Source organism: Microbacterium sp. NPDC057944, from assembly GCF_042887445.1.
GTDB lineage: Bacteria > Actinomycetota > Actinomycetes > Actinomycetales > Microbacteriaceae > Microbacterium > Microbacterium natoriense.
Genome location: NZ_JBHVPJ010000002.1, coordinates 18,870 through 41,715, shown reverse-complemented (window position 1 = coordinate 41,715; position 22,846 = coordinate 18,870). Strand labels below are relative to the sequence as shown.

The window sequence follows — 22,846 nt, the reverse complement described above, 5'->3', positions numbered from 1 at the left end:
TTGATAGATTGCTCGGCGCGGCCTGGTAGAAGTTCGGATCCTGCGTGCATCGACTTCTTCGCCCTCGGTCCGGCACATCAGGGAAGCCGCCGGCTCAGAGCCGCCTGGACCCCTCCGCAGGTGTACGTGAATCTCCCGGATCCATCCGCGGGCTCCATCGAGCGGGTTGTCACCGGTCTGTAAGGCTCCGCGTTTCAGAGCATTGTTATCTCCCGACTCGCAACCCTCATGAGGCTGCCTCCACAACAGGCACTCGGCTCGCCGCGATTTTGTAAAGCCCCACTGGCAGGCCTGATCCGGCGAGGAAGGAGGCCTCGTCTATGCCGGCCTCATGCAGCACTTCCCGGGCGCGTGGCAATATCGACGGCATCTCCAGCGAAGAGATTCGGCCCGGTTCTGCTCGGCGCCAACCATTCTGTGACATGCGGATGACCGCGTTGCGGTACGAGACGTCGCTCATGACGCCCAGAGCACGCGCGCGGTAGAGGAGCGCGGCGAGACTGGCGCCCCAGTACTCCTTTAACTCGGCCAGCGTTGCCCACGCTTTGCCCGCAGTGGAAATGGGTAGGAAAGGGGCGATCTCTTCGGCGGGCATCAGGAACTCGGAAGCGAAACGGTTAGCCTGCTCCTCGGCGACCTTGCCACCCGGTTCCGCGTCGTGGTGCATGATCAGATGCCCGAGTTCATGAGCGGCGTCGAAGCGTTGCCGGTAGTAGTCGTCCTTCACCGGGTTCAGCACGATGATCGGCCGGGTTGCCGAATGCAGGGAGTACGCATCGATGGCCGCCAACCCCGGCTCGCTGAAAACCACAACTACACCGCTACGCTCGACAAGCCGCACGACGTGCTGCACCGGTCCCGGGCCAACGCCAAAGAACTGGCGGGCCTCGCGCGCGGCTTCCTCGGGAGTCATCGCACGTTCGTCGGGATCCACCGGCAGGTCGGGCAGGAGCGCCTCAGGGAACTCGACGGCGTTCTCGAGCATCCCGGCGATCTCCGCCACGAACCGGCCGTAGGCCTCAGCCTCGTCCTGTGCGATCTGCGGCGTCGAGCGGAGCGATCGGAAGTGCGGCTTGTTCGCCTTCGGCGGCGCTCCTCCCCCGAAGAATTGTGGCTCGACCTGCAGCGCTAAAGCGAGCTTCGCCACCGTGGCACGGTTAGGCTGCTTGGCGCCGCTCTCCCATGCCGTCACCGAGGCCGGTGACATCTCGATACGGTTCGCCAGGTGGGACTTCTTCAGGCCCTTGAGCTGGCGTGCCATGGTGAGGCGCTCACCGTTGAAGAACGAAGCCGCGGCGGCGAGCGTCTGAGACGGTCGACGCACCTCAACCATTCGCCGCGCCCGACCCTTCGCCCGCACCAGCCCGCTTAATCCGTACCGGCACGTCCTCGACGTCGGTCGAGGCTCCACCGCTCGGCATCTGATGTGTGACCGGCAGACCCGTACCACCCGTCGGAGCTCCGCCGGAGAGCAGTAGTTCCTTCCAGTGCCAGCACGAGTCCCCCGGGTACCCGGGGTTCTTGCTCTGTCCGATATACAGCTCGAACTGTTTGGTTACGGGGTGGAAGGCATGCGCTGCGATAAGCGTCACACCAGCGAAGTCATCATCGTCCGGGATGCCTGAGATGGATTCCAAGCCGAACTCTTCATCGTCGAAGAGTGCGTTGTCGCGGAGGAACAGCTGGTCAGCGACACGCTTCTTCGCGTCGCTACGCTGCACCCACTTGATCTCGTCAATCTTTCCGAAGGGGAAGGACTGCAGCAGCACGCGGTACCCCTCGATGACCCACCCGGGAGACTGCTTATAGTCCCGGCGTCCGACTACGTCTGCATGAAGGCTCGGCATCGAGTTGAAGCCCTCGGGCGTGATGCCACGCTTGAGGAAATCTTCGCCGACGCTTTCGAGGCCCTCGGCGAGCTTGAAACGACCATTCGCGGTGGCCCGGTCGAGGAGGTCTCGAAGGTGCTTGAAGTTGAGATAGCCGACGACGCCCTGATCGTGGCCCTGGTCCTCGTCGAAGAGCTGGTCCGTCGCAGCGAACGCTACGGGCGCACCCCACTTCAAGACATCGAGCAGTCCGGACATCTGGAGCTCGGAGAGGGCGTCGTGTTCTGCGGTCATGGGACCAATGTACACGAAGACCAGTAGGTGGTGCTTGCATTTTTACTTTCGGCGTGTCAAATGCTTGCAAGTCGTCCCGGATAGGACGCAGTTCGAGCGAGCAGACTTTCACTGCTGTGTCTGGGGCACGCAGTCCGGGGCGCCGATAGATAGGCCGCGCCGGGTCAGTGCCTGGTCAGGCGCTCCCAAATGCTCTTGCGTGAACGCGGCAGCGGAGCAGGTGACTGTCCCACGCGTGGAGCACCGCCGACGTTCTCCTTCGCCACACGGACATCGCCGTCGACACCAACAGCAGCACGCAGGGTCGGCACATACTCTTGAGCATCGGGCACCGCCTTCTTGACCGGCGGGATCGGATCGCCGAGCGGTCGGACGATCCCGCCAGCATTCACCACGATCCCGGTCGCGTCGAGGACGAGGCGGATGACCTGCAAAGTCCCCTCGTCGATGCGTGGCATAGCCTCTCGCCACTCCCTGGCTTCGAAGCTGCTCAAGGACCAGGTCAGGCATCCAAGCCGGACGTCGTCTTGCCACGCCCACCAGCCTTTGTCGCCATCGAACCGCACATCGAAGACATCGCCGATGCGTACGTTCGAAATCGCGTTTCGGTCGACGGAGCGCTCGTACATCTTGTTCGCGACGATGTAGCCTCGCTCTTCGAGCTGGCGTGCGGCATCCGGAAGAACGCGGATGCCGATGTGGCGCGATCCGTTCTTGTTCGGCCCGGAGAGCAGAGGCCAGGAACCGAGAGGACGCTTCATGAGCCGATCTTCTCAGAACGCAGCGGGACTGTTGCGGCTGATCCGGTTCAACGCACTGGGTGGTTGGAGCCGCTCTCCTTGATCGCTCGTGTTCACGCGGCCAGGCCCGTCTCGTCGCGAACCGCTCGAGTCGGATATGTCGATGCCGTGCATGTTTCGCCGACCCAACGACAAGTCATGCGACGGCTCTGTGCTTGCGCTTCACCCAAGTGTGACCCTGATGGTCACCGTACGCACGAGCGAGATGACTCGCGTCGCTCTCGATGGGAGAACCCATGGACGCTCTAGAACACGCACCCGAGATCACGCTGCCAGACCAGCGCGTCGCTGTTTGTGGCGACTGGCACGGAAACGTTGAATGGGCGCGCACGGTTGCCCGAGTGCTTCCCTTCATGACACCTGACGTGACGACATTGCTTCACCTCGGTGATTGGTGGATGCCACCGACGGAGACCGACGACGCGTTCGCCGAGACCGACATCGACCGTATCTTCGTCACCCTCGGCAACCATGAACCCTGGGACCAGATCAGCCCGATGCTTGACGAGCATCCCGGTTGCGCCGTGCGGGTCTCGAAGCTCACCTGGCTCCTCCCGAGACCGGCACGCTTAACCATCAGCGGTCGTCGGGTTCTCTCTCTAGGCGGTGCCGCATCAGTCGACCGTCAGTCCCGCATCGAAGGACTGACCTGGTGGCCGGACGAGGCCATCACCGATGAGCACGTCGCCGCGGCTATCGCTGGCGGCCCGGCAGACCTAATGCTCACACACGAGGGTCCCGCTGGCACGCCCGTCCGTCCGGTCCGGGAGATCCTGCGCACGAACCCCCATCGCTTCCCCGCAACCGCGCTCGAAGCGTCCGCGACATCACGTGCTCGTATCGCCGAAGTGTGGAACGCGGTGCGCCCCGAGCTGCTCGCTCACGGGCACATGCACGTCGCGGTCGGAGGGAAGGCCGAAGATGGCCGACGTGTCGCGAGTCTCGGGCGAGAAGGGCATGAGGGGAACCTGGGGATCCTCGACATGAACACGCTGAAGCACTCGGCCGCATTCGATCTCACCGAGATGCAGGCACCACAGCAGGCATTCGACTACGGCACCGAAGAGTGGGAGACCTTCCACGACCACGCCCGCAACACGGTCGAGTCCGAGAACCAGCAGCTCAAGGCATCCGGCGACGAGGACATCGCAACCGCTGGTCGCCGCCGCGTCCGAGGCATTACCGCGGCTCAGATCCTCGTCACACACTCATCGTCAACCACAATCTCCGAAAGATCGCCGCGTTTCTCAGCGACCAGGAGATCGAACGAGCACGAACGGCTCCGCGCGTGCACATCCTCCGCCGCCGCGACCGCGTCTGGGCGAACCGGTATACGAAGACCACGGGCGACGGCGATCTCAGCATCCCCCGGGGCCGTCGAACGTCGTCATCAACGAGCACACCACCTGACCAACGGGATCAGCTCGCGCTGGCATCGATGCGCACCTGAGCGGCCCCGCTCACTGACGACGCCCGCCGGCGGCACGCCCGGCACGCTCTCCGCTACCAAAGGACAATCGAACGCGCCCGAAAACCGGGCGCGTTCGTGTTTCACGACCAGAATCGCTCGATTGGGCGTACGCAGGATCAGAATCTGACTCCGCCGAAACGGAAAAAGGAAGGGCACCTGCTCGAAGCAGGTGCCCTTCCCTTTTCTATAGCTGTTCTGCAATCAGTATTGCCAACAGCCCCTCGGTCGGGCTGACAGGATTTGAACCTGCGACCCCTTGACCCCCAGTCAAGTGCGCTACCAAGCTGCGCCACAGCCCGTTGTCCGTGGCTTTCGCCGCAGGCAACTCCCCTATCTTAGCCTGATGCTGAGGCCGTCCGCGAACCGAGCAGCGTTGCGTGTGTCGGAGGTCCGGCGTAGCGTCCCGTGCATGGCGACGATCACGACCGAGGTGGCGACGACAGCCCGGTGGAGCGATGTGCAGCACGCGCTCACGGGCGGCGGGGATGGCGCGAGCTGCCAGTGCCTCTGGCCCGTTCTCAGCAACAAAGACTGGAATTCGACGACGAAAGACCAGCGCACCGAGATGCTGCGCGCGGAGATCGACGAGGGGCCTCCCCCGGGCATCATCGCCTACGTCGACGGCGACGCCGCGGGCTGGATCCGCATCGGGCCTCGCACGCGGCAGGCGCGGGTTCCGCGAACGCGCATCATCGCGGCAGCGTCGGCCGAACCGTTCGACGATGCCTCGGTCTGGGCGGTCACCTGCTTCGTGGTGCGCCGAGAGCATCGGGGCTCCGGCCTCAACCTCGACCTGCTCCGCGCGGCCGTCGAGTATGCGCGCGAGTCCGGCGCCCGCGTGATCGAGGGCTATCCGGTCGACACCGGTGGCGAGAAGCAGCGCTCGAACGAGCTGTTCCACGGCACCCTCGGCACCTTCCTCGCGGCAGGATTCGAGGAGAAGACAGATCTCAAGCCGGGTCGGTCCCTCGTCTCCCTCGACCTCACCCCTTGACCACTAGCGTGGAGGCATGAGCGACCAGCATCCGATCGTCGAAGACGCCGAGCTCGGCTCTCTCGTCCGTGCGACCACCGAGCTCACCGACGGCGACGTGCTCGTCTCCGACTGGTACATCGGCGGCATCACGACCGACGGCGGAGAGCTCGACCTCATGATCGAAGGCACCAGTCCTGACGAGATCGCTCGCCTGCTCCCCCGGCTCCGCGAGGTCGTCTCGCGTCTCGACGCGCTGCGACGCGTCGCCTCGGATGCCGTGGTCACGCAGTTCAGCACCGGAGACCCCGAGCCGCACGAGCTCGAGGAGGCGGCATCCGACCTGTCCCTCGAGACGATCGAGGCATCGGCCGACGGCACGATCATCCTGCACCTCACCGACGGCTGCGGCGAGCACTTCCCCGATGGATACTGGCCGGCCGTGCACCTCGGCGCTGATGACCGGGTCGAACAGGTCACCGTCGAGACCTGATGAAGAACCGCGCTCTCCTCTGGGCGTTCGCGCCCTACATCGTCGCGTCGACGCTTCACGTGATCCTGCTCACCGTGCACAGCCCGCTGGCTGCGCCGACGAAGCTCATCCTGATGCCGCTCCTGCTGGTTCCCGTGCTGGTGTCGACCCGACGCCTGAAGCCCCGCGCCGCCATGTCGCTGATCCTCGCCGCCCTGCTCCTCTCCTGGCTCGGCGACGGCGCCGGCGCGTTCTTCCCCTCAGCCCCCGAGTTGCCGCTCATGCTCGCGTTCTTCGGCATCGCTCATCTCGCCTACATCGCGCTCTTCGCACGACACCTTTCTCGACGACGGATGCCGTGGTGGGCGCTCGTCTACGCTGCCTGGTGGATCGCCATGGTCAGCGTGATCGGGCCGCACGCGGGAGGACTGTTCCCCGCGGTCGCGGTCTACGGACTCGTGCTCGGCGGCACAGCCGCCTTCTCCACGCGGTGCGGACCGGTGGTCGCGACGGGCGGCGCGTTCTTCCTCGCGAGCGATTCGATCCTCGCGTTCCGCCTCTTCCTGCCCGACGCGCTCCCGTCGTGGAGCAGCCCCGCCGTCATGCTCACCTACACGATCGGGCAGGGCCTCATCATCGCCGGGGCGCTCCTCGCGCTCCGCACACGGAAGGTCGCCTGATGGACTCCGCACGCGTCGACAGCTGGCTCTGGGCGATCCGCGTGTACAAGACGCGCTCCGCGGCGACGACTGCATGCCGCGCGGGGCATGTACGACTCAACGGCGACAAGGTCAAGGCGGCGCAGGCCGTGCGGATCGGCGATGAGCTGCGCATCCGCATCTCCGGATTCGACCGGATCCTCATCGTGCGACAGCTCCTCGTCAAGCGCGTCGGCGCCCCGGTCGCGGCCCTCGCCTACGAGGACCGCACGCCCGAGCGCGAGCCGCAGGCCGCGCTGGGGCTGCGCGACCGCGGAGCGGGCCGTCCCACCAAGCGAGAACGCCGGGAGATCGATCGGCTCCGCGGACGCGACGACGACTGACGGTCTACTCGTCGCCCTTCCACCCGAGGAACTCGCCGGTGTACGGGCACAGGTAGGCGACCGTATCGGCGACGCGCACGGTGAAGTCGGTGCCGCCGGGCACTTCGAACTGCTCGCCCTCGCGGTAGGTCTTCCATTCCCCCTGACCCGCGGGCTGCTGCACGTCCCACGAGCCGCGGACGAGCAGCATCCACTCCGTGACGGGCGCCTCGAAAGTCCACTCGCCCGGCTCCATCACTCCGACGGTGAAGTTGCCCTGCTCGTTCTGGAACTCGAGGCTGCGGACCTGGCCGTCGTAGTACTCGTTCTGGCCGATCATGCGTGTCTCCTTTGTGACGGACCTGTCGACGCGAGTGCCGCGCCGAACCCAGTCAAGAGGGCACGATCGTGCCCGACAATCTCCGCGGCGTACAATCAATGCCACCCGAATCCACCCTGGCGTCACGCCCGACTGGCCCCCTGGAGCAGACATGCCGTCGCCCACTCCCCTTGCACCGGCAGAGCGCGCCCTCGCTCTGCAGATCGAGTTGACCGCGATCCTTGCCAGAGGCAAAGGCGTCGAACGGCTGCTGCGTGGCTGGCATCAGCGCACGGGCGAAGGAGTCGCCGTCTTCGATCGGCTCGGAACCCCGCTCGGCCGCAGTGACGACTTCACGGCAGCGCAGCTCGATGAAGCGCGCGAGGCACTACGGACACGGGCCCCGAGACTCGGCGAGACCGTGCGACTCGATCACGAGGATGCCGGCTCCCCCCTCATCACGCCGTTCGCGGGCAACGACACCGTGCGCGGTTTCCTCGCCCGCCGTGCCGGGAACGACCCGAGCGCCGATCTCGCAGCCCCTGCACTCCGGGCTCTCCTCGCGCTCGAGTACGAGCGGCACTGGCTGATGGACGAGCCTGCTCGCCGTCACAGGGACCGCCAGTTCACCCAGCTGCTCGAACTGGACGACGATGCGGATGCCGTCGCACTCCTGCACGGACTGGATCCGCACATCTCCACCCTGCGCGGGCTCGTGATCGAGGCGAGGGACGAGACGCACGCGGAGGTGCTCATCGACGACCTGGCCGCGATGTTCTCCACCCCGTACGTCCGCCATCGCGGGCGGCTCGTCGAATGCCTGACGTCGTCGGATCCGCGGCAGACCCTCATCGACTACGGGCTCAGCACCCCCGTCGGGCTCGGCACGCCGCTCGCCCCCGTGCACGCCGCGCGGAGTATCCGACAGGCCCGCCTCGCACTGGAGACCAGTCGCAGAGTCGGCTCACCCATGGAGTATCGCGACGGCGCATCCCACGATTTCCTGCTCCAGGTTGCCAGCCCGGAGTATCTGGAGGCATTCGCCGAGGCGACGCTCGGCGCGATCGAGCGCTCTCGCGGCGGTGACGCACTGCTCGACACCCTGCACGTCTGGCTCATCGAGCGACGCTCGATCGAGGCCACCGCCGAGCGGATGCAGGTGCACAGGCACACGGTGCGAAACCGCATCCACCGGATCGCACAGCTCACCGGGCACGACCTCGACAGCATCGACACCCAGACCGAGCTCTGGCTCGCTCTGAAGGCCAGAGGCTTCGAGAGGGAGACGGCCCTCGCCCTGGCGTCAGGTCGGTGACACGAAGATTCGCCACTGGGGCCATATCTCGACGGACGCGCCGCTGACAGCATGTGCTTCAACGTTCACCCGAGCGTCGCACCCTCACCCGATCCCGCCAGGAGCATCACATGACTCCCCCACCCTCCACGACTCAGGACGACCGCTCCGTCCTCCGAAAGGTCCTCTTCGCCAGCGGGCTGGGAACGCTGCTGGAGTACTTCGACTACGCGAGCTACAGCTACCTCGCCACGACGATCGCCATCGTCTTCTTCCCTTCAGAGGACCGCACCGTCGCCCTGCTGAGCACCTTCGCCGTGTTCGCGCTCTCCTTCCTCGTCCGCCCCGTCGGCGCCTTCGTCTGGGGAAGCCTCGGCGACCGCATCGGCCGCAAGACGATCCTCGCCACCACGATCCTGATCATGTCGGGCTCGACCTTCCTGATCGGCTTCATCCCCGACTACGCAGCGATCGGCGTCGCCGCTCCGCTTCTACTGCTGCTCCTGCGCATGACCCAGAGCTTCTCCGCATCCGGCGAGTATGCGGGCGCCGGCACGTTCATCGCCGAGTACGCGCCGCCGCGACGGCGCGGGCTCTACACGAGCGTGGTGCCGATGGCCGCGGCCGCCGGATTCCTCGTCGCCTCGTTGATGGCCACCGTGTTCTACGCCACCATGTCGCCGGAGTTCATGCAGAGCTGGGGGTGGCGCATCCCGTTCTTCGTGGCTGGCCCGCTCGGCATCCTCGGCCTGTGGCTGCGCTCGCGCCTCGAAGATTCCCCGCAGTTCCGCCGCGCGCAGGAGGCCGAGGCCGAGGAGCGTCGTATCGCCGCGGAACAGCACCGCACGATCAGCAGAGCCAGCCGTTGGCGCGAGGTAGGCAGGAGCATTCCGTCGATGCTGAAGATCCTGCTCGTCATGTCTCTGAACGCCGGTGCGTACTACCTGCTGCTCAGCTACATTCCGACCTTCCTCATCGAGGAGGCGCACATGAGCGAGGCGAGCTCCACACTCGTGGTCACGATCGCCCTGGTCGTCTACCTCGGCCTGATCCCGCTGGCCGCGCACTTCTCCGACCGGGTGGGCCGCAAGCGCACGCTGATGATCTCCAGCATCGCGTTCATCGTCCTCGCCTATCCGATCATGACGCTCTTCTCCTTCGGCGGCGTGGTGCTGGCGACATCGGTGCTGATCTTCTCGCTGATCTTCTTCGCGATGAACGATGCGGTGTTCCCGTCGTTTTTCACCGAGATGTTCGGCACCAGATCGCGCTACCTCGGCTTCGCTGTGCCGTTCAACGTCGGCGCGATGCTCTTCGGAGGCGTGGCGCCGTTCATCGGCACCTGGCTGATCGCGCAGACCGGCAACCCCAGTTCTCCGGCCTTCTTCCTGATCCTCGTCGGCGTGCTCTCCCTGGTGGGACTCCTGATGAGCGCGGAGACGACCCGCACCGACCTGGTCGATGACCAGCAGGAGGTCGGAACGCGTCCGATCCCAACCCTCTGAACGGATATCGGGGGCGGATCCTCTGATCCGTCCCCGATATCCGTCAGTTCTGACAGTTCTGCCTCTAGTATCTTTGTTCTAATCTGGAGGCATGGCCCACCGCACCGATCTCGACCTCGATCTCGAGGAACGACGTCGTGTTCTCGATGCCTGGACTCTGAAGCGCCGGCAGATCGCCGCGCTCGAGGCCGAGGCCGCAGAACTGCTGATCGAGCAGTTCGACATCCACGATCGGGACGTGACCGAGAGCCCATATCATCGCGACGCCATCTACCGGTCGATGATCGCGGAGTTCTCGGCGGCCGCGCGCATCCCGAGGTCGTCGATGGAGTTCGCCTTCGCCGATGCACGATCCCTCCGAGACAGCATGCCCGGCGTCCGTGCCGCGTTCGCCGACGGTCGCATCACCGCCGCCCACGTCCGCGAGATCGTACGGGCGGGAGCGGTCGTCGCCGAGGCGATCGCGAACCGCAGAGCGGATGCCGCCGTCATGGGCCTGTTCGAGACCGCCGCGCTTGTCGTGGCAGAGTGCGACACTGCAGCACGAACCCGTGCCCGCGCGCGCGAGGTCGCCGCGTCTCTCGCGGGAGAGACGCTCGTCGAACGCCATCGCCGCGCCGCCAAGGATCGCAGCGTCTCCGTGACCTCGCTCGACGACGGGCTAGCCCTGCTCACGGCGGTTCTCCCGGAGTGGATCGCCCTCGCGATCCAAGACCGGCTCACTCACGTCGCGCGAGATGTCATCGGGGCCAGGGAAGCCCGCGAGCCCCGACTCGATCCGTCCATCATGGACCCCGGAGCGGACGCCGTCCACGCCGAGGACGTCGATCTCGCCGGTCCCTTCTTCGACGCGTTCCTCGCCGATCCGTTCGCCCCCGCACTCCTCGCCGATACCAGCGAAGCCACCACCGCTGATGCTGCTTCTGCCGAGCGCGACTCGACGCCGGGGACCGATACCGATGCCGGCATGATCTTCAGCGACGATCGAGCGACTTTCGCGCGTGACCCGCTCACCGACGTCGAGCACATCCCCGCAGACGAGCGTTCCCTGGACGAGATCCGCGCCGACGTCCTCGCCGACATGCTCCTCACCGCCACTCCGAGCACTGCCATCGGCAATGCCCTCGACGACGTTCACGCCCGGATTCAGGTCACGGTCGCGGCGACCACACTCGCGGGGCTCGACGATCGACCCGCGCAGCTCGACGGTCACGGGGCGCTCGACGCTGACATCGCACGAGCGCTCGCAGGGCGGAACCGCGGATGGACGCGGCTGTTCCTCGATCCGTCCGGCCTCGTCGTCCAGACCGACACGTACACGCCCACCACCGCGATGAAGAGGTTCCTGCGGGCGCGTGACCAGCACTGTCGCTTCCCCGGATGTCGGATGCCGGTGCACCGCAGCGAGATCGATCACAACCACGATCACGCGAGGGGTGGGCGGACGGCGATAGACAATCTGGCGCACTTCTGCAGAACCCACCACGCGCTCAAGCATCCCGACGTGCCCGATCCCCACAGGTGGACGGCTCAACAGCGTCCCGACGGCTCCGTCATCTGGTTCAGTCCGCTCGGGCGCGCGTACACCGACCGCACACCGCGACGGGTGATGTTCGTCTGACCTGGACGCCGGAAGATCTCGGAGGCTCCGAGGACGAGGCTCGGAAGGCAGGGCTTAGAGGGCGCCGGGGGCTTGGAGGGGGCCGGGGGGCTTAGAGGGACCGGGGGGCTTAGAGGGCGCCGGGGGGCTTAGAGGGACCGGGGGCCTGGAGGGGGCCGGGGGCTTGGAGGGGGCCGGGCGTTCACAGGCCTCAGAGGGCTCAGAGGGCTCAGAGGGTTCAGAGGTCTCAGACGGCTCTCAGGGCTCGGTGGACTCAGAACACGGGCCTCAGTGATCGGGAGCGCGCAGAGAGCTCAGAGCACGAGCCTCAGCGATCGAGAGTGCGCAGCAGCCACCCGGCAGACAGAACCCGGGCGCCGAGAGCTTCCACCCGCGCAGTGAGGCCGCGGTCGCTGGTGACGACGGTGACCGAGCGGCCTATCGAGAGCAGCCGAGCGGCCTCGTCGATGATCGCATCGTCTCCGGCAGCATCCGCCCTGACCACCCGTACGTGAGACTCCTCGGATTCGATCGCCCGCGCCTGACCCTCGACGACCAGCGACACCTCGGGGAACCAGGTCGCTCCGATGCCGAGATCCTCCGCCGGCACCGCGAGGTCGACCAGGCGTTCCCGCAGCCGCGCTGCCGCTCCGGCTCGGTCCTTCCACCAGCCGTTCGGCACCGAGCCGACGACGTTCGCGTCGTCGACGACGATCGCAGGACGCTCGTCGAGCAGGGTCCGGAGCATCGGCCAGGACGAAGCGAATCCCGGATGCAGCGGACGCGCATCGACGTCCTCGACCGGCACCCACTCCAGCGCCACGCTCTCCGGGTCGCTGATCACCGGTTCGAAGGGCTCGACGACGTCGGCGACGACTGTCGTGTACGACCAGATCGACAGGTCCAGCACGCTCGTCACACGTACGCGCACCGCTCCGTCCGGGACGCCCGCTTCCTCCTGCGCCTCACGCACAGCGCCGACGATGGCGCTCTCGCCCTCGTGCATCGCACCGCCGGGAAGACCCCAGGTGCCGCCGAAGTGGCTCCAGGCGACCCTGTGCTGCAGGAGCACGCCGCGCGCGGGGTCGAAGGCGAGCAGCCCTGCGGCGCCGAACCGGCCCCAGTACCGCTCTCCCGTGTCCGCGATCACCCAGGCGTCGCCCGGGTTGCGCGGCCCCTCGGGGCGGCGCGGTTCACCAGCTGCGGGAGGTACGACCGTCACCCCTTCAGCCTGTCACAGCATCCGGGGTACGGCGCACTGACCCGACACGAACTGGAACCGAGTGGGTCCAGAGACGAGTCGACACGAGATCGACGTGGAGACGACGCGGAAGCGGTCTGCACGACGTCGCGCCACCGCTTCCACGCGCAGACCGCGAAGCACGGAAAGGACCTGCCACGCACAGGGACCGCGGAACAGCGCCGCTACTCAGCCCTTCAGTCAATGAACTCCCGGGCCGATCAGCGCTGCCGCTTCTCCCGCACACGCATGTTGACGACGATCGGAGTTCCCTCGAACTCGTACAGCTCGCGCAGGCGGCGCTGAATGAACCGGCGGTAGCCCGGGTCGAGGAATCCGGTCGTGAACAGCACGAACGTCGGCGGGCGCGTCGACGCCTGCGTGCCGAACAGGATGCGCGGTTGCTTGCCTCCGCGCAGCGGGTGCGGGTGCTCGGCGACGAGCTCGGCGAGGAACGCGTTGAACTTGCCGGTGGGGATGCGGCGATCCCAGTTCTCCAGCGAGGTCTCCAGCGCAGGAACCAGCTTGTCGAGGTGACGACCGGTCTTCGCCGAGATGTTCACGCGCGGAGCCCACGCGACGTGCGCGAGGTCCTGCTCGATCTCACGCTCGAGGTAGCGACGACGGTCCTGGTTCTCCAGGTCGTCGTCGTTCAGGCGATCCCACTTGTTGAACGCGAGCACGAGCGCACGTCCGGACTCGAGCACGAGGTCGATGATGCGCACGTCCTGCTCGCTGATCGTCTCGGACACATCGAGAACGACGACCGCGACCTCGGCCTTCTCCAGCGCAGCGGAGGTGCGCAGCGACGCATAGAAGTCGGCGCCCTGTGCCATGTGCACGCGGCGACGGATGCCGGCGGTATCGACGAAGCGCCACAGCTTGCCGCCCAGCTCGACGATCTCGTCGACCGGGTCGCGCGTGGTTCCGGCGAGGTCGTTCACGACGACCCGCTCTTCGCCTGCGGCCTTGTTCAGCAGCGACGACTTGCCGACGTTCGGGCGCCCGAGGATCGCGACGCGGCGAGGGCCGCCGATCTCCTGCTTGGCGACGGCCGAGATCTCGGGGAGCGTCTTCAGGATCGCGTCGAGGAGGTCGGCGACGCCGCGGCCGTGGATCGCGGAGACCGGGTGGGGCTCGCCGAGGCCCAGGTTCCACAGGGCTGCGGCCTCCGGCTCCTGGCGCGCGTCGTCGATCTTGTTCGCGACCAGGAACACGGGCTTGCCGCTCTTGCGGAGCATCTTCACGACGTGCTCATCGGTGGACGTCGCCCCGACCATGGCGTCGACGACGAACAGCACGACGTCGGACAGGTCGATCGCGACCTCGGCCTGCGCCGCCACCGAGCGGTCGATGCCGCGGGCGTCGGGCTCCCACCCGCCGGTGTCGACGAGCGTGAAGCGGCGGTCGTTCCACTCGGCCTTGTACGTGACGCGGTCGCGGGTGACACCGGGGGTGTCCTCCACGACGGCCTCACGACGGCCGAGGATGCGGTTCACGAGCGCGGACTTGCCGACGTTCGGCCGTCCGACGATCGCCACGACCGGGAGGGCCGGCATGAACTGGATGCCGTCCTCGTCCATCGTGATCCCGGCGAGAAGCGCAGCGTCTTCGTCGTCGAGCTCGTAGTCGGCGAGACCCGCGCGCAGAGTCTCCGCGCGCTGCTCGGCGAGGCGCTCGTCGAGCGCCTCCATCTTCTCTGCGAGGTGGTCGGGGCCGCCTTCGTATTCGTCGTCAGCCACTGTGTGCTCCTCGGAGTCGTTCGATCACCGCGAGTACGGCATCGATGGTCTGGGGGAAATCAAGATCCGTCGAATCGACGACCTCCACGCCCTCTGCGGCGTTGAGGAAGTCGACGACGGCGCTGTCCGATGCGTCGCGCTTGTGCAGCGCGGCGGCGACGGAGGCAGCGTTCTCACCGGCGAGCTCGCCCGCCCGGCGCGCAGCGCGCACCTCGGGGGCAGCGGTGAGAAGGATGCGGACGGGAGCGTCGGGGGCGACGACGGTGGTGATGTCGCGTCCCTCCACGACGACCGCGTCGAACGGGGCCTCGGCCACGAGCGAGCGGAACAGCTCGTTCACCTGCGCGCGGACCTCGGGCACGCGCGCCACGCCACTGACCGCACCCGACACGTGCGGTGCGCGGATCGCCTCGGTGACGTCGACGTCGCCCACGCGCACCGTGCGATCGTCGGGGTCGAGCCCCAGCCGCACGGGGAAGTCGGATGCCGCGGCGAGGACTGCTGCGGCATCCGCCGTGTCCGCCCCTCGATCGAGGACGTGCCACGCCAGCGCACGGTAGGCGGAGCCGGTGTCGAGGTAGCCGAAGCCGAGCGTGCGCGCGACGGCCTTCGACACGCTGGACTTGCCCGACCCCGCAGGGCCGTCGATGGCGATGAAGTCGGGAGTGCGCGCAGCGGTGGCGGTCGTCGTGTCAGTCATTGGTGTTCCCCGCAATCCGCCAGCCGCGTTCGGTGAGTCCGGTGACCGCGCCGTGCAGCGCGGCCGGGTCGACGCTGATCTCCGCCAGACCGAACTGCGCGCCGGGCGAGTGCTCGAGGCGGAGGTCTTCGACGTTGACTCCGAGTTCGCCGAGCTCGCCGAAGAGGCGTCCGAGCTGTCCTGCCGTGTCGTCGACCATGACGACCAACGACTCGAAGCGGCGGTTCTGTCCGTGCTTGCCAGGCAGACGCTCGACGCCGTCGTTGCCGTGACGGATCGTCTCCGCCACCGCACGCCGGGAGCCGGGCGCCTCGGGAGCGCGCAGCGCATCCGACACCTCGCGGAGGTCTTCGGCAAGGGCATCGAGGATCTCCACGACGGGCGCCGCGTTCGCGCCGAGGATCTGCACCCAGAGCTCGGGGGCGGATGCCGCGATGCGCGTCGTGTCGCGCACGCCCTGACCGGCGAGACGCAGAGCGCCCTCCTCCGCCTCGGCGAGACGTCCAGCGAGCAGGCTCGCGACGACCTGGGGTACGTGGGAGGTCAGCGCGACCGAGCGGTCGTGCTCCTCCGGTGTCATCTCGATCGGCTGCGCGCCGACGTCGAGAGCCAGCGCCTCGACGAGTGCGAGATCGGCGGCCTTCGTCTCACCGTCGCGGCACACGACCCACGGACGGCCGATGAACAGGTCGGCCCGCGCCGAGATCGCCCCGCCGCGCTCGCGACCGGCGAGCGGGTGCGAGCCGATGTAGCGGGCGAGATCGACACCACGCGACGTCAGTGCGCGGAAGGGTTCGAGCTTGACGCTCGCGACGTCGGTGACGACGGCATCCGGGTACCGCTCGAGTTCCGCCTGGATGACGTCGGCGGTGACGTCAGGCGGCACGGCGACGACGATCAGGACGGGCGCATCGTCGGCCGACGGAGCCCGACCGGCGCCGTAGTCGATCGCCAGTCGCTGCTGTGCGGGAGACGTGTCGGAGAGTACGACATCGACGCCCTTCGCGCTGAGCGCGTGCCCGATGCTCGCACCGAGCAGCCCCGTGCCGACGATGCGGACGGTGCCCGAGAGGCGCGACGCGACGGCGGTCGCCGTGCGCGGCGCGCTGGGCGCACTCGTCGTGTCGGTCACTCGTTCTCCTGCTGCTCGCCTGGCGCCTCGGCGACACCGGAATCACGGCGCGACAGAGTAAGCAGCGCGCCTAGTTCGATTTTAGTCAGTTCGCGGCTCTTCCCCGCCGGGAGCGTTCCCAGGTGCAGCGGACCGAACTGGCGTCGCACGAGTTCGGTGACGGGATGCCCGACCGCCGCCATCATGCGGCGGACGATCCGGTTGCGTCCGGAATGCAGCGTGAGCTCGACGAGACTCGACCCTCGCGAGGTGTCCAGCAGCCGCGCCTTGTCGGCCGCGATGGGACCGTCCTCCAGCTCGATGCCCTTCGTGAGCTTCGAGATCGTCTGGGCGGTGACCTCCCCCTCGACCTTCGCGATGTACACCTTGGTGACGCCGAAAGACGGATGCGCGAGGACGTGCGCGAGCGCGCCGTCGTTCGTGAGGATCAGCAGTCCGCTGGTCTCGGCATCCAGCCGGCCGACGTTGTACAGGCGCTCCTCATAGTCCTTCGCGAAGAGCCGCAGATCGGGGCGTCCGCTCTCATCGCGCATGCTGCTCACGACGCCGGTGGGCTTGTTGAGCATCACGTAGCGCTTCGAGACGTCGAGCTGCACAGCGGTGCCGTCGACATCGACGAGGTCGGTCTCCGGATCGATGCGGGTGCCGAGCTCGGTCACGACCACGCCGTTGACGCGGATGCGGCCCTCCACGATGTAGTTCTCGACCACGCGTCGTGAGGCCACGCCCGCTCCGGAGAGCACCTTCTGCAGGCGCACGCCCTCGGGGGCGGAGCCGTCTGTCATCGAACCATCAGTCATGAGACCATTCCTTCATCGAAGCACCCGCGCGGCACCGTACCGGCGACATCCGCACGAGCGCTCATCGAACCAAACCTTCATCGACGCATCCCCACCGAGCCGCAACGGCGCCAACCACACGCGTACTCATCGGACCAGACCCTCATCGACACGCCCGAACCGAGCCGCAACGGCGCCAACCACACGCGCGCTCATCGGACCAGACCCTCATCGACACGCCCGAACCGAGCCGCAACGGCGCCAACCACACGCGCGCTCATCGGACCAGACCCTCATCGAAGCCGTCTGCGCCGTCATCGAGCAGCGGGGAGATCGGAGGTAGCTCGTCGAGCGAGTTGATGCCCAGGTGCTGCAGCAGTGCATCCGTGGTGCCGTAGTTGATGGCGCCCGTCTCGGAGTCGGCGAAGAGCTCGGTGATGAGGCCGCGTGCGAGCAGGGTGCGCACGACGGAGTCCACGTTCACCGCTCGGATCGACGCGACCTGGCTGCGGGTGACCGGCTGCTTGTAGGCGATGACGGCGAGCGTCTCGAGCGCGGCCTGGGACAGCCGAGCCGGCGCCTGGCCGCCGATGAACTCCGCGACGAGGTCGTCGTGGTCCTCGCGCACGTAGAGCCGCCAGCCGCCTCCGACCTCGCGGAGCTCGAAGCCGCGACGCGGACCGCGGCCCTTGCCGTCGTAGTCGTCGACGAGCGTCTCGAGCGCCTGCCGCACGGCGGCCACGGGAGAGCCCACGGCGGCGGCCAGCGCCACGAGTCCGATCGGCTCGTCGATGATGAGCATGATCGCCTCGATCTTCTCGGTCAGCACGCCGGCTGACGGTTCGAGGTCATCGGTCATAGTCGGCTCCCAGGGTGGCGAGTGATTCGTCCGACCAGTGGTCGGCGGCCCAGCGCAGCGTCAGCTCGCCGAGCGGTTCCAGTTGCTCGAAGGAGAGGGCCGCGTGGCGGTAGAGCTCCAGCACCGAGATGAAGCGCGCGACGACGATACCCGGTTCGCGGATGCCGGCGACGAGTTCGCGGAAGCTCAGCGACTCGGCGCCGCGGAGCAGCGTCACCACGATCGCGGCCTGTTCACGGATGCTGACGAGCGGAGCGTGCAGGTGATCGAGTCCGACGTGCGGGATCTCCTTCGGCGCGAACGCGAGCAGGGCGAGTGCGGCGAAGTCGTCGACCGAGAGAGACCAGACCAGCTCCGGCGTCTTCTTGCGGTGCTTCTCGTCGAGTCGCACAGCGCGGACATGCCGCCGATCCTCGCGCTGCAGGCAGCGGGAGAACCACGCGGAGACCTCCTTGAAGGCCCGGTACTGCAGCAGTCGCGCGAACAGCAGATCCCGAGCCTCGAGCAGTGCGACTGCCTCGGCATCCACCAGCTCTCCCTGCGGAAGGAGTCCGGCGACCTTCATGTCGAGCAGTGTCGCGGCGACCACGAGGAACTCCGACGCCTGGTCGAGCTCCTCGTCGTCGTCCAGCTCCTTCAGGTAGGAGATGAACTCGTTCGTCACGGCGCTGAGCGAGACCTCGGTGATGTCCATCTCATGCTTCGAGATGAGGTTCAGCAGCAGGTCGAACGGGCCGTCGAAATTCGACAGGGAGACACGGAAACCGGAGTTCTCCTCGGGAGATGAGGTATCCGAGGATTCCCCGGACGACGCGGTACTCGAAGACGACGCAGCGGCGTCGGTCCCGTGGCGAGGGGTCTCGTCAGGCGACGCGGTTCCCGAAGACGACGCAGCGGCGTCGGTCTCGTGGCGAGGGGTCTCGTCAGGCGACGGCGCCACGGGCGACCAGCTCCCGCGCCAGCCGCAGGTACGCCTGGGCGGCGGCGTGCTCCGGCGCGAACTCGGTGATGGGCACACCCGACACCGAGGCGTCGGGGAACTTCACGGTGCGGCCGATCACGGTCTCCAGGACGTCGTCGCCGAAGGCCTCGACCACGCGCTCGAGAACCTCGCGCGAGTGCAGCGTGCGCGGGTCGTACATCGTGGCGAGGAGGCCGTCCATCGTGATCGACGGGTTCAGCCGGTCGCGCACCTTGTCGATCGTCTCGATGAGGAGCGCGACGCCGCGGAGCGCGAAGAACTCGCACTCCAGCGGGATGATCACGCCGTGAGCGGCGGTGAGGGCGTTCACGGTGAGGAGTCCGAGCGACGGCTGGCAGTCGATGAGGATGACGTCGTACTCCCCTGCCACCTGGCGGAGCACGCGGGCGAGGATCGTCTCACGCGCGACCTCGTTGACGAGGTGCACCTCGGCGGCGGAGAGGTCGATGTTCGCGGGCATCACGTCGAGTCCCTCGACGCCGGAGCGCACGATCGCATCGTGCGCGTCACGCTTCGTGTCGAGCAGCAGGTCGTAGACCGTCGGCGTCTCGTGCGTCTGGATGCCGAGACCTGCCGACAGGGCGCCCTGCGGATCGAAGTCGACCGCGAGAACCTTGCGCCCGTACTCCGCGAGGGCCGCGGCGAGGTTGATGGAGGTCGTCGTCTTGCCGACGCCGCCCTTCTGGTTGCACAGTGCGATGATGCGCGCGGGGCCGTGAGACGCCAGCGGCTCCGGTGTCGGGAACCCGTGATAGGGACGACCGGTGGGTCCGATGGGTGTGTCGTCGGCCTTCTTCGCCTTCGCCCTGGACGTTGCCGCTCTCTCAGCCACCGGTTCTCCTGCTCCTTCGTGCTTGCTCGATTGTAGTCGCAGGCTCACCTCTCGTCGCGTCGGCGCGCGGCGCTGTCCCTCGCTGCGTCGACCAGTCCCTCGATCACCCGCACGTCGTCGGTGGTCTCCGGATGCCACTGCACCCCGACCTCGAAGCGGTCCCCCTCGGCCTCCATCGCCTGGAGCACGCCGTCGGCATCACGCGCTGTCGCGACGAAACCGGGGTGGTCCGCGACCGCCTGGTGGTGATGGCTGGCGCTTGTGATCTGCTCACCGAGCAGTGCGGAGACCCGGTGCCCCGGATCCACCGCCACGGGGATGGCCTCGTAGGAGCTCTCGCCGCCCCCGTGCCGATCGTGGCCGACGACGTCGGGCAGATGCTGCACGAGCGACCCGCCGGCGGCAACAGCCATGAGTTGCATCCCCCGGCAGATGCCCAGCACAGGGAGCCGCAGCGCGTCCGCCTCCCCGAGCAGCCACAGCTCCGATGCGTCGCGGTCGTCGTACCAGCGCACGACGTTCGGGTCCGGCTCCTGCCCGTAGCGCGCGGGGTTCACGTCGGCTCCGCCCGCGATGAGCAGACCGTCGAGCCGACCGAGCACGGCTCGTGCCCCGTCGCGATCGGCGAGAGGCGGGACGAGCACGGGGATGCCCCCTGCCCGCTCCACCGCGAGGGCGTAGTCGCTGGGGAGCAGGTCGGCCGGGACCTCCCGCCAGGCGCCCCAGGAGGCCGCCTGGCGGTAGGTCGTGATGCCGATGATCGGGCGCTGGTCAGTCAAAGTCCGAATCCAGCGGCGTGACGTAGGCGTTGGAGAGTCCGCCGTCGACGAGGAAGTCCATCGCCGTGATGAAGCTCGACTCGTCGCTGCCGAGGAATGCGACGGCGTTGGCGATCTCCTCCGGTTCGGCGAAGCGCCCCATAGGGACGTGCACCAGACGGCGCGCGGCGCGCTCCGGATCCTTCGCGAACAGCTCCTGCAGCAGCGGGGTGTTCACGGGGCCGGGGCAGAGCGCGTTGACGCGGATGCCCTTGCGCGCGAACTGCACGCCGAGCTCCCGGGTCATCGCCAGCACGCCGCCCTTCGACGCGGTGTAGGAGATCTGCGAGGTGGCGGCGCCCATGATCGCGACGAACGACGCCGTGTTGATGATCGAGCCGCTCCCCTGCTCCAGCATGTACGGCAGCACCGCCTTACAGCACAGGTACACGCTGGTGAGGTTCACGTCCTGCACCAGGTTCCAGGCGTCGATTCCGGTCTTCAGGATGGAGTCGTCGGATGCCGGCGAGATGCCCGCGTTGTTGAACGCGATGTCGATGCGCCCGTACTTCTCCTTGGCGTGGGCGAACAGCGCCTCCACCTCTGCGGCATCCGTCACGTTCACCTTGATGAAGGAGCCGCCCAGCTCCTCCGCGATGCGCGGGCCGTTCACCTCGTCGAGGTCGCCGATGACGACCTTGGCCCCCTCCGCGACGAACTTCTTCGCCGTCGCGAGGCCGATGCCGCTGCATCCGCCGGTGATGACGCCCACTTTGCCTTCGAGCTTGCCCATCGTGTGTCCTGCTGCCTTTCTCGGGGTGTGTCAGTGCTGTGATGTGTCAGTCGTCGGTCGAGATGAAGACGTTCTTCACCTCGGAGAAGCTGTCCGGTGCGTCCGGTCCGAGCTCGCGCCCGAGCCCCGACTGCTTGAAGCCTCCGAACGGAGTCCAGTACCGGACGGAGGAGTGCGAGTTGACCGACAGGTTGCCGCTCTCCACGCCTCTCGCCACGCGCAGTGCGCGCCCGAGATCGCGGGTGAAGATGGATCCCGACAGGCCGTACTCGGTGTCGTTGGCCTTCGCGATCGCATCGGCCTCGTCGGTGAACGGCATCACCGCGAGCACGGGGCCGAACAGCTCCTGCGACCACACCGGATCGGCGGCGCTGCGCGGCATGACCACCGTCGGGGGCATCCAGAACCCGCCGGTGCCCTCCACGGTCTGCCCGCGATAGGCGACGTCGGCGTCCGCGATGCCCGCGAGCACGGAGTCGCGCTGCTTCGCGGAGATCAACGGCCCCATCTCGGCGTCGGGACTCGACGGGTCCGTCACCCGGAAGGCTTCGACCGCGGGCTGCAGCAGCTCGAGGAACCTGTCGTAGACGCTCGCCTGCACGAGGATGCGCGAGCGTGCGCAGCAGTCCTGTCCGGCGTTGTCGAGTCCGGCGCCGGGAGCGGATGCCGCGGCCTTCTCGAGATCCGCGTCCTCGAACACGACGTTCGCGTTCTTGCCGCCGAGCTCCAGCGTCAGCCTCTTCACCTGGTCGGCGCAGCCGCGCATGATGCCCTTGCCGACATCGGTCGAGCCGGTGAAGCAGACCTTCCGCACCAGCGGGTGGGTCACGAACCTCTCGCCGACCACGCTCCCCTTACCGGGGATCACGGTGAACACGCCTTCGGGGATGCCGGCGTCCCTGGCGAGCTCCCCGAGCCGGAGCGCCGTCAGCGGGGTGAGCTCGGCCGGCTTCAGCACGACCGTGTTGCCCGCCGCCAGCGCGGGTCCGAAGCCCCAGCCCGCGATCGGCATCGGGAAGTTCCACGGGACGATGATGCCCACGACACCGAGCGGCTCGTGGAACGTGATGTCCACCCCACCGGCGACGGGGATCTGCCGCCCGAAATGACGCTCGGGCGCCGCGCTGTAGTAGTTGAGGACGTCGCGGACGTTCCCCGCCTCCCAGCGGGCGTTGCCGATCGTATGGCCGGAGCCGATCACCTCGAGCGCGGCGAGCTCGTCGATGTGCGCGTCGACGGCCGCCGCGAAGGAGCGCAGCAGACGCGCGCGCTCGCCGGGTGCGATCGCACGCCATGCGGGGAAGGCCGCATGGGCGCGCTCGATGGCGGCATCCGTCGCCGCGAGGTCGGCCAGTGCCACGCTGCCGATCGCCTGACCGTTGGACGGGTTGAGGACCGTGAAGGTGCCGCCGCCGTCGAAGGGAGAGAGAGGGATCTGGAAGGTCATGCTC

General features: G+C 67.6%; 23 protein-coding genes and 1 tRNA gene. 8 read left to right on the top strand and 16 right to left on the bottom strand.

From position 1 onward, the window contains the following. Positions 1-226: 226 nt before the first annotated feature. The 3 genes from ACFVRO_RS09595 to ACFVRO_RS09585 all read right to left on the bottom strand — a co-directional run bounded on the left by ACFVRO_RS09595 (position 227) and on the right by ACFVRO_RS09585 (position 2,884). Positions 227-1,333, bottom strand: a complete 1,107-nt coding sequence (locus tag ACFVRO_RS09595) for an XRE family transcriptional regulator (RefSeq protein WP_386951707.1) — start codon at positions 1,331-1,333, stop codon at positions 227-229. Next, positions 1,326-2,123 carry a hypothetical protein gene (locus ACFVRO_RS09590; RefSeq protein ID WP_386951704.1) on the bottom strand — a complete coding sequence of 266 codons (798 nt, stop codon included), beginning with the start codon at positions 2,121-2,123 and terminating at the stop codon, positions 1,326-1,328. The genes ACFVRO_RS09595 and ACFVRO_RS09590 overlap by 8 nt, the downstream gene beginning before the upstream one ends. Positions 2,124-2,287: 164 nt before the next feature. Beyond that, complete coding sequence (locus ACFVRO_RS09585) at positions 2,288-2,884, bottom strand: hypothetical protein (protein WP_386951703.1); 597 nt, start codon at positions 2,882-2,884, stop codon at positions 2,288-2,290. Between the two features lie 275 nt (positions 2,885-3,159). On the opposite strand from ACFVRO_RS09585, the gene ACFVRO_RS09580 reads away from it, so the two are divergent. Beyond that, positions 3,160-4,521, top strand: coding sequence for a metallophosphoesterase (locus ACFVRO_RS09580; RefSeq protein ID WP_386951701.1), 1,362 nt, complete (start codon positions 3,160-3,162; stop codon positions 4,519-4,521). Positions 4,522-4,619: 98 nt separating this feature from the next. Here ACFVRO_RS09580 and ACFVRO_RS09575 read toward each other — a convergent pair. Continuing rightward, positions 4,620-4,693, bottom strand: a tRNA-Pro gene (locus ACFVRO_RS09575). A 110-nt stretch (positions 4,694-4,803) separates the two neighbouring features. Here ACFVRO_RS09575 and ACFVRO_RS09570 point away from each other — a divergent pair. Genes ACFVRO_RS09570 through ACFVRO_RS09555 form a run of 4 tightly spaced genes read left to right on the top strand, consistent with a single transcriptional unit; the run spans position 4,804 to position 6,881 of the window. Beyond that, the gene (locus ACFVRO_RS09570) at positions 4,804-5,388 is read left to right on the top strand and encodes a GNAT family N-acetyltransferase (protein ID WP_386951698.1); all 585 of its coding nucleotides are present in this window, start codon (positions 4,804-4,806) and stop codon (positions 5,386-5,388) included. A gap of 16 nt (positions 5,389-5,404) precedes the next feature. Continuing rightward, positions 5,405-5,860: a hypothetical protein gene (locus ACFVRO_RS09565; RefSeq protein WP_386951695.1), complete on the top strand. Its 456-nt coding sequence runs from the start codon at positions 5,405-5,407 to the stop codon at positions 5,858-5,860. After that, complete coding sequence (locus ACFVRO_RS09560; protein WP_386951692.1) at positions 5,860-6,519, top strand: lysoplasmalogenase family protein; 660 nt, start codon at positions 5,860-5,862, stop codon at positions 6,517-6,519. Before ACFVRO_RS09565 ends, ACFVRO_RS09560 begins: the two co-directional genes overlap by 1 nt. Further along, on the top strand, positions 6,519-6,881 hold the full coding sequence (locus ACFVRO_RS09555; RefSeq protein ID WP_386951689.1) for an RNA-binding S4 domain-containing protein: 363 nt from the start codon (positions 6,519-6,521) through the stop codon (positions 6,879-6,881). The genes ACFVRO_RS09560 and ACFVRO_RS09555 overlap by 1 nt, the downstream gene beginning before the upstream one ends. A 4-nt stretch (positions 6,882-6,885) precedes the next feature. Here ACFVRO_RS09555 and ACFVRO_RS09550 read toward each other — a convergent pair whose 3' ends face one another. Continuing rightward, positions 6,886-7,200, bottom strand: coding sequence for a pyrimidine/purine nucleoside phosphorylase (locus ACFVRO_RS09550; protein WP_386951686.1), 315 nt, complete (start codon positions 7,198-7,200; stop codon positions 6,886-6,888). A 151-nt stretch (positions 7,201-7,351) separates the two neighbouring features. Between ACFVRO_RS09550 and ACFVRO_RS09545 the strand changes: the two genes are divergently transcribed. The 3 genes from ACFVRO_RS09545 to ACFVRO_RS09535 all read left to right on the top strand — a co-directional run bounded on the left by ACFVRO_RS09545 (position 7,352) and on the right by ACFVRO_RS09535 (position 11,599). Next, entirely contained in the window at positions 7,352-8,494 is a 1,143-nt protein-coding gene (locus ACFVRO_RS09545; RefSeq protein ID WP_386951684.1) for a PucR family transcriptional regulator, read from the top strand. A 110-nt stretch (positions 8,495-8,604) separates the two neighbouring features. After that, positions 8,605-9,978: an MFS transporter gene (locus tag ACFVRO_RS09540; RefSeq protein WP_386951682.1), complete on the top strand. Its 1,374-nt coding sequence runs from the start codon at positions 8,605-8,607 to the stop codon at positions 9,976-9,978. A 91-nt stretch (positions 9,979-10,069) separates the two neighbouring features. Next, positions 10,070-11,599 carry a DUF222 domain-containing protein gene (locus tag ACFVRO_RS09535; RefSeq protein ID WP_386951680.1) on the top strand — a complete coding sequence of 510 codons (1,530 nt, stop codon included), beginning with the start codon at positions 10,070-10,072 and terminating at the stop codon, positions 11,597-11,599. A gap of 307 nt (positions 11,600-11,906) precedes the next feature. Here the strand turns inward: ACFVRO_RS09535 and ACFVRO_RS09530 are convergent, their stop codons facing one another. The 11 genes from ACFVRO_RS09530 to ACFVRO_RS09480 all read right to left on the bottom strand — a co-directional run bounded on the left by ACFVRO_RS09530 (position 11,907) and on the right by ACFVRO_RS09480 (position 22,842). After that, positions 11,907-12,800 (bottom strand): NUDIX domain-containing protein, encoded by an 894-nt coding sequence (locus ACFVRO_RS09530; protein WP_386951678.1) that lies wholly within the window; start codon positions 12,798-12,800, stop codon positions 11,907-11,909. A gap of 239 nt (positions 12,801-13,039) precedes the next feature. Then, positions 13,040-14,512, bottom strand: coding sequence for a ribosome biogenesis GTPase Der (gene der, locus ACFVRO_RS09525; RefSeq protein ID WP_386954441.1), 1,473 nt, complete (start codon positions 14,510-14,512; stop codon positions 13,040-13,042). Positions 14,513-14,552: 40 nt separating this feature from the next. Then, a complete protein-coding gene (cmk, locus tag ACFVRO_RS09520) occupies positions 14,553-15,260 on the bottom strand; it encodes a (d)CMP kinase (protein WP_105676854.1) in 708 nt (235 codons plus the stop codon). After that, a complete protein-coding gene (locus ACFVRO_RS09515; RefSeq protein ID WP_223586215.1) occupies positions 15,253-16,392 on the bottom strand; it encodes a prephenate dehydrogenase in 1,140 nt (379 codons plus the stop codon). The genes cmk and ACFVRO_RS09515 overlap by 8 nt, the downstream gene beginning before the upstream one ends. Further along, a complete protein-coding gene (locus ACFVRO_RS09510) occupies positions 16,389-17,192 on the bottom strand; it encodes a pseudouridine synthase (protein WP_386951675.1) in 804 nt (267 codons plus the stop codon). Before ACFVRO_RS09510 ends, ACFVRO_RS09515 begins: the two co-directional genes overlap by 4 nt. Positions 17,193-17,448: 256 nt before the next feature. Then, positions 17,449-18,030 carry an SMC-Scp complex subunit ScpB gene (gene scpB, locus ACFVRO_RS09505; protein ID WP_341941791.1) on the bottom strand — a complete coding sequence of 194 codons (582 nt, stop codon included), beginning with the start codon at positions 18,028-18,030 and terminating at the stop codon, positions 17,449-17,451. Continuing rightward, positions 18,020-18,781 carry a segregation and condensation protein A gene (locus ACFVRO_RS09500; protein ID WP_386954438.1) on the bottom strand — a complete coding sequence of 254 codons (762 nt, stop codon included), beginning with the start codon at positions 18,779-18,781 and terminating at the stop codon, positions 18,020-18,022. Before ACFVRO_RS09500 ends, scpB begins: the two co-directional genes overlap by 11 nt. Positions 18,782-18,953: 172 nt before the next feature. Then, entirely contained in the window at positions 18,954-19,844 is an 891-nt protein-coding gene (locus tag ACFVRO_RS09495; protein ID WP_105676861.1) for a ParA family protein, read from the bottom strand. 44 nt (positions 19,845-19,888) lie between these two features. Then, positions 19,889-20,623 carry a gamma-glutamyl-gamma-aminobutyrate hydrolase family protein gene (locus ACFVRO_RS09490; RefSeq protein WP_386951673.1) on the bottom strand — a complete coding sequence of 245 codons (735 nt, stop codon included), beginning with the start codon at positions 20,621-20,623 and terminating at the stop codon, positions 19,889-19,891. Next, positions 20,616-21,395, bottom strand: coding sequence for a 3-oxoacyl-ACP reductase (locus ACFVRO_RS09485; RefSeq protein WP_105676864.1), 780 nt, complete (start codon positions 21,393-21,395; stop codon positions 20,616-20,618). Before ACFVRO_RS09485 ends, ACFVRO_RS09490 begins: the two co-directional genes overlap by 8 nt. 46 nt (positions 21,396-21,441) lie before the next feature. Next, entirely contained in the window at positions 21,442-22,842 is a 1,401-nt protein-coding gene (locus ACFVRO_RS09480) for an aldehyde dehydrogenase family protein (RefSeq protein WP_341941789.1), read from the bottom strand. Positions 22,843-22,846: the final 4 nt, after the last annotated feature.

Coding starts and splice junctions, on each gene's coding strand:
- ACFVRO_RS09590 (WP_386951704.1), bottom strand. CDS start 2,123: ATGACCGCAGAACACGACGCCCTCTCCGAGCTCCAGATGTCCGGACTG.
- ACFVRO_RS09550 (WP_386951686.1), bottom strand. CDS start 7,200: ATGATCGGCCAGAACGAGTACTACGACGGCCAGGTCCGCAGCCTCGAG.
- ACFVRO_RS09570 (WP_386951698.1), top strand. CDS start 4,804: ATGGCGACGATCACGACCGAGGTGGCGACGACAGCCCGGTGGAGCGAT.
- ACFVRO_RS09545 (WP_386951684.1), top strand. CDS start 7,352: ATGCCGTCGCCCACTCCCCTTGCACCGGCAGAGCGCGCCCTCGCTCTG.
- ACFVRO_RS09540 (WP_386951682.1), top strand. CDS start 8,605: ATGACTCCCCCACCCTCCACGACTCAGGACGACCGCTCCGTCCTCCGA.
- ACFVRO_RS09535 (WP_386951680.1), top strand. CDS start 10,070: ATGGCCCACCGCACCGATCTCGACCTCGATCTCGAGGAACGACGTCGT.
- cmk (WP_105676854.1), bottom strand. CDS start 15,260: ATGACTGACACGACGACCGCCACCGCTGCGCGCACTCCCGACTTCATC.
- ACFVRO_RS09565 (WP_386951695.1), top strand. CDS start 5,405: ATGAGCGACCAGCATCCGATCGTCGAAGACGCCGAGCTCGGCTCTCTC.
- ACFVRO_RS09555 (WP_386951689.1), top strand. CDS start 6,519: ATGGACTCCGCACGCGTCGACAGCTGGCTCTGGGCGATCCGCGTGTAC.
- der (WP_386954441.1), bottom strand. CDS start 14,512: ATGGAGGCGCTCGACGAGCGCCTCGCCGAGCAGCGCGCGGAGACTCTG.
- ACFVRO_RS09585 (WP_386951703.1), bottom strand. CDS start 2,884: ATGAAGCGTCCTCTCGGTTCCTGGCCTCTGCTCTCCGGGCCGAACAAG.
- ACFVRO_RS09510 (WP_386951675.1), bottom strand. CDS start 17,192: ATGACTGATGGTTCGATGACAGACGGCTCCGCCCCCGAGGGCGTGCGC.
- ACFVRO_RS09560 (WP_386951692.1), top strand. CDS start 5,860: ATGAAGAACCGCGCTCTCCTCTGGGCGTTCGCGCCCTACATCGTCGCG.
- ACFVRO_RS09595 (WP_386951707.1), bottom strand. CDS start 1,333: ATGGTTGAGGTGCGTCGACCGTCTCAGACGCTCGCCGCCGCGGCTTCG.
- scpB (WP_341941791.1), bottom strand. CDS start 18,030: ATGACCGATGACCTCGAACCGTCAGCCGGCGTGCTGACCGAGAAGATC.
- ACFVRO_RS09485 (WP_105676864.1), bottom strand. CDS start 21,395: ATGGGCAAGCTCGAAGGCAAAGTGGGCGTCATCACCGGCGGATGCAGC.
- ACFVRO_RS09480 (WP_341941789.1), bottom strand. CDS start 22,842: ATGACCTTCCAGATCCCTCTCTCTCCCTTCGACGGCGGCGGCACCTTC.
- ACFVRO_RS09580 (WP_386951701.1), top strand. CDS start 3,160: ATGGACGCTCTAGAACACGCACCCGAGATCACGCTGCCAGACCAGCGC.